Origin of the sequence: Leucobacter soli, assembly GCF_042659205.1 — a bacterium.
In the GTDB taxonomy this organism is placed as follows: domain Bacteria; phylum Actinomycetota; class Actinomycetes; order Actinomycetales; family Microbacteriaceae; genus Leucobacter; species Leucobacter soli.
In genome coordinates, this window is sequence record NZ_JBHSRW010000182.1 from 1 (window position 1) to 4,653 (window position 4,653).

Here is a 4,653-nt window from a genome sequence, read left to right on the forward strand (position 1 = left end):
GGCCGCTGCCTCGGCCCTCGCCGAGCGCGCCGGGCACGACGGCGACACGAGCGGCACCGACACGGGCGACACTGACACGGGCGACACCGGCATGGGCGGCGACGCGGAGGGAGACGACGCGGGCGGCGACGCGGACTCGGACGGAGACGACGAAGAAGACGGGGGCTCTGTCGACGCGGCCCCGTCGGTCGCACCGACCGTGACGGCCGAGACGGTCTCGGCCTCCGTCGATCGTGCGCTGCTGCGGTACGACCGGCAGGGCGACGAGCACTACGACGTGATCAGCGCGTTCATCAAGTCCATCCGCGGCTCGGATCCGGATGCGGCGATCCACTACCTCGCCCGCATGATCGAGGCGGGGGAGGATCCGCGCTTCATCGCGAGGCGCCTCATGGTGCATGCGGCCGAGGACATCGGCATGGCCGACCCGCAGGCGCTCCCCATCGCGGTCGCAGCCGCTGAGGCGACGCAGCTGATCGGACTGCCCGAGGCGCGCATCCCGCTCGCCGAGGCGACCATCTATCTGGCGACCGCACCGAAATCGAACGCCGTCATCGCGGCCATCGACAGCGCCATCGCGGACGTGCGCGCCGGCGGCTTCGGCCGCGTGCCCAAGCCGCTGCGGGACGCGCACTACCCGGGGGCGAAGCGGCTCGGGCACGGCAAGGGGTACGCGTACCCGCACAGCGATCCGCGCGGAGTCGTGACCCAGCAGCATCTGCCCGACGAACTCGTGGACCGGGTCTACTACGCGCCGAGCGAGCACGGGAATGAGCGGGCGGTGCGGGAACGGCTGGAGAAGATCCGCAGGATCACCCGGGGTGCATGACCTGCGGAGCAGGACGTCTTTCAAGACGCGATGCGTACTGAGCGGCACCGTCTGCTAAGCTGAACGTTGGCCAACGTCGCGTTCGCTCACTCGGCTGCGAGTGAACGCAGGACGGCAGGCGCCCTGTAGCCGGGTATCTGCAATGGTCGTTCCCTCACCGGAGCACGGTTCCTCGCCGAGCACCGGTTCGCTGCGTCGCGTGCATCGAGCCCTGCGGAAGAAACTCCGCATGCGCCTGATGCGGACGCAGCACGGCCGGGAGAACACATGCGGCGGCGCGAACCTCGCGATCCGCTGCGATACCAACAGCAGAAACCCGAAAGGACACGCATTGTCGAAGAGCACTCGTACCCGCGCCAAGGTCCGCCAGTCGCGCGCGCTGGGCATCCCGCTCACCCCGAAGGCCGCCCGTTACCTCGAGAAGCGCCCCTACGGCCCCGGTCAGCACGGCCGCACCAAGCGCAAGAGCGACAGCGACTTCGCCGTCCGTCTGCGCGAGAAGCAGCGTCTGCGGGCCCAGTACGGCATCCGCGAGAAGCAGCTCGTCATCGCGTTCAAGGAGGCCCGCCGCCAGGACGGCCTGACCGGTGAGAACCTGGTCGAGCTGCTCGAGATGCGCCTCGACGCGCTCGTGCTGCGCGCCGGCTTCGCCCGCACGACCGCGCAGGCCCGCCAGATGGTCGTGCACCGTCACATCCTCGTCGACGGCAAGATCGTCGACCGCCCGTCGTTCCGCGTGAAGCCGGGCCAGCTCGTCCACGTCAAGGAGCGCTCGGAGGGCACCGAGCCCTTCCAGGTCGCCGCGGCCGGCGGTCACGCCGAGGTGCTGCCCCCGGTTCCGGGCTACCTCGAGGTCGAGCTCGACAAGCTGCAGGCGCGCCTCGTGCGCCGCCCGAAGCGCGCCGAGGTGCCCGTCACCTGTGACGTGCAGCTCGTGGTCGAGTACTACGCGGCTCGCTGAGCGAGGCGCGTAGTACTCGTGATGAGTACTGCGTTCTCGGCGGCCGCGCAAGCGGCGGCCGTCTACGCGGCTCGCTAAGCGAAGACACGCAGAAGCGGGGGTGTCGCCTTTCGGGGTGACGCCCCCGCTTCGGTTATGACCCGACCGCTAGACTTGGCGGGTCTACACACACGGGAGAAGCAGCATGCGCAGACTGTCTTGGCTCATCGTCGGGGTCGCCCTCGGCTTCGTGGGCGCGCACTTCGTCAATCAGACGCCGGAGGGGCGCCGCTTCTTCGAGCGGGTGAACCGGGGGGCTCGGGAGTTCGGCGACGCCGTCGCCGAGGGCTACCGGGTCGCCGAGGAGGAGTTCTCCGAGGCGCTCGACGACGTCGAGCGCCGTCTCGCCAAGCTGGAGGCGAAGAAGTAGGCATGCAGACCGCCGAGATCCGCCGTCGCTGGCTCGACTTCTTCGAGCGCAACGGGCACACCGTCGTGCCCTCCGCCTCGCTGGTGAGCGACGATCCGAGCCTGATGTTCACCGTGGCCGGGATGGTCCCGTTCGTACCCTACCTCTCCGGGCTCGTGCCGGCTCCGTACGCTCGGGCGACGAGTGTGCAGAAGTGCATCCGCACCAACGACATCGAGGAGGTGGGCCGGACTCCGCGCCACGGCACCTTCTTCCAGATGTGCGGCAACTTCTCGTTCGGCGACTATTTCAAGGAGGGCGCGATCCGCTTCGCCTGGGAGTTGCTGACGACGAGCGAGGCCGACGGCGGCCTCGGGTTCGATCCGCAGGATCTCTGGGTCACCGTCTACGAGGACGACGATGAGGCGCGTGGTCTCTGGCGCGAGATCGCCGGCCTGCCCGACGAACGCATCCAGGGCCTCGGCAAGGACACGAACTACTGGTCGACCGGTCAGCCGGGGCCGGCGGGTCCGTGCAGCGAGATCTTCTTCGACCGCGGCCCGGCGTACGGCGTCGACGGCGGTCCCGCAACCGATGATGATCGCTACGTCGAGATCTGGAACCTCGTGTTCATGCAGTACCGGATCGCGGATGTGCGGTCGAAGACGGACTTCGAGATCGTCGGCCCGCTGCCGAAGCAGAACATCGACACGGGCATGGGGCTCGAGCGCGTGGCGTTCCTGAAGCAGGGCGTCGAGAACATGTACGAGATCGACCAGGTGCGTCCTGTCCTGGACGCCGCGGCGGACCTGGCGGGCAAGCGGTACGGCGAGAACGAAGCGGACGACGTGCGTCTGCGCGTCATCGCCGATCATGTGCGCAGCGGTCTGATGCTGATCGCCGACGGTGTGACCCCGTCGAACGAGGGCCGCGGATACATCCTGCGACGCCTGCTGCGACGCGTGATCCTCTCGATGCGACTGCTGGGCGTCGACGGCCCGGCCTTCGAACGGCTCTTCCCGGCCTCGCGCGATGCGATGAAGGCCGCCTATCCGGAGGTGGAGCGCGACTTCGACTTCATCTCGCGCGCCGCGTACGCGGAGGAACGGACCTTCCTGCGCACCCTGGGCGCGGGGATCCAGATCCTCGACGAAGCGGTCGAGCAGGCGAAGGACGCGGGATCGCCGCTCTCGGGCGACGGCGTCGATGCGGCGCCGCTCATCGGCGGCGCGACGGCGTTCCTGCTGCACGACACTCACGGTTTCCCGATCGAGCTCACCCTCGAGATCGCGGAGGAGGCGGGCGTCGAGGTGGATCAGGCCGTGTTCGCGACGCTGATGCAGGAGCAGCGCGACCGCGCCAAGGCCGATGCGAAGGCGAAGAAGGGACAGCGCGCCGACGTGTCGGTCTATCGCGAGCTGCGCGGGCTCGGTGAGACCGCCTTCGTCGGCTACGACGAGCTGGTCCACGAGAGCCGCGTGCTCGGCATCGTGGTCGACGGCCGGCCGGCCCCGGCCGCGCACGAGGGCGACATCGCGGAGCTGGTGCTCGCGGAGACGACGCTCTGGGCCGAGTCCGGTGGCCAGGACAGCGACCAGGGCGTGATCGTCGGCGACGGCTTCGAGGCCGAGGTGCTCGACGTGCAGAAGCCCGTGCCCGGACTCATCGTGCACACGGTCAAGGTGGCGATCGGCACCGTCGCAGTGGATGCTCGCGCCGAGACCCGCGTCGATGCCGACTACCGGCGCGGCGCGGCGCAGGCGCACTCCGGCACCCACATCGTGCACGCGGCCCTGCGGGAGGTGCTCGGACCCGACGCGCACCAGGCGGGCTCGTACAACAAGGCCGGCTACCTGCGCCTCGACTTCACGCACGGCGAGGCGCTGAGCGCTGAGACGAAGAGCGAGATCGAGGAGGTCTCGAACCTCGCGATCCGCAGCGATTACGAGGTCGTCACCCGCGAGATGGGGCTGGACGAGGCGAAGGCGCTCGGCGCGATGGCGCTGTTCGGTGAGAAGTACGGCGATCGCGTCCGCGTGGTCGACATTGGCGGGCCCTGGTCGCGCGAGCTCTGCGCCGGCACGCACGTCTCGAGCTCCGCCGAGATCGGGATGATCAACCTCGTGAGCGAGAGCTCGGTCGGTTCCACGAACCGTCGCGTCGAGTCCCTGGTCGGCCTGGAGGCGTTCCGAGACCTCGCCGCCGAGCGCGCGATCGTGCAGCAGCTGACTTCGGGCCTGAAGGTGCCGCGCCTCGAGCTCGTCGACCGGGTGAACGATCTCGCCGCCCAGCTCCGGGCGGCGGAGAAGAAGATCGCGAAACTGGAGGCTGCGAAGCTCGCCGAGCGGCTGCCGGCGCTCGTCGATTCGGCCGAGCGCCTCGGCGGCTTCGCCGTGGTGACGGCCTCGCTCGGCACGGTCGGCTCGGCCGACGACGTGCGCGGCCTCGTGCTGCAGCTGCGGGAGCGGCTGGCAG

4 protein-coding genes are annotated in these 4,653 nt (G+C 69.6%); all 4 read left to right on the forward strand.

Going from position 1 to position 4,653, the window contains the following annotated elements; genetic code table 11:
* Positions 1 to 829, forward strand: an 829-nt coding sequence (locus ACFPZL_RS10195) for an AAA family ATPase (protein WP_452233261.1), incomplete at its 5' end; no start/stop codon positions are given.
* 331 nt (positions 830 to 1,160) lie between these two features.
* Positions 1,161 to 1,790 (forward strand): 30S ribosomal protein S4, encoded by a 630-nt coding sequence (gene rpsD / locus ACFPZL_RS10200; protein ID WP_218113679.1) that lies wholly within the window; start codon positions 1,161 to 1,163, stop codon positions 1,788 to 1,790.
* A 184-nt stretch (positions 1,791 to 1,974) separates the two neighbouring features.
* Positions 1,975 to 2,199 carry a hypothetical protein gene (locus ACFPZL_RS10205; protein WP_218113677.1) on the forward strand — a complete coding sequence of 75 codons (225 nt, stop codon included), beginning with the start codon at positions 1,975 to 1,977 and terminating at the stop codon, positions 2,197 to 2,199.
* A gap of 2 nt (positions 2,200 to 2,201) precedes the next feature.
* Positions 2,202 to 4,653 (forward strand): alanine--tRNA ligase (gene alaS / locus ACFPZL_RS10210; protein ID WP_382335307.1); only part of this gene is annotated, 2,452 nt, incomplete at its 3' end.

What these genes read in the sequence shown, in the direction of transcription:
- ACFPZL_RS10205 (WP_218113677.1), top strand. Translation starts at nt 1,975, where the DNA reads ATGCGCAGACTGTCTTGGCTCATCGTCGGGGTCGCCCTCGGCTTCGTG.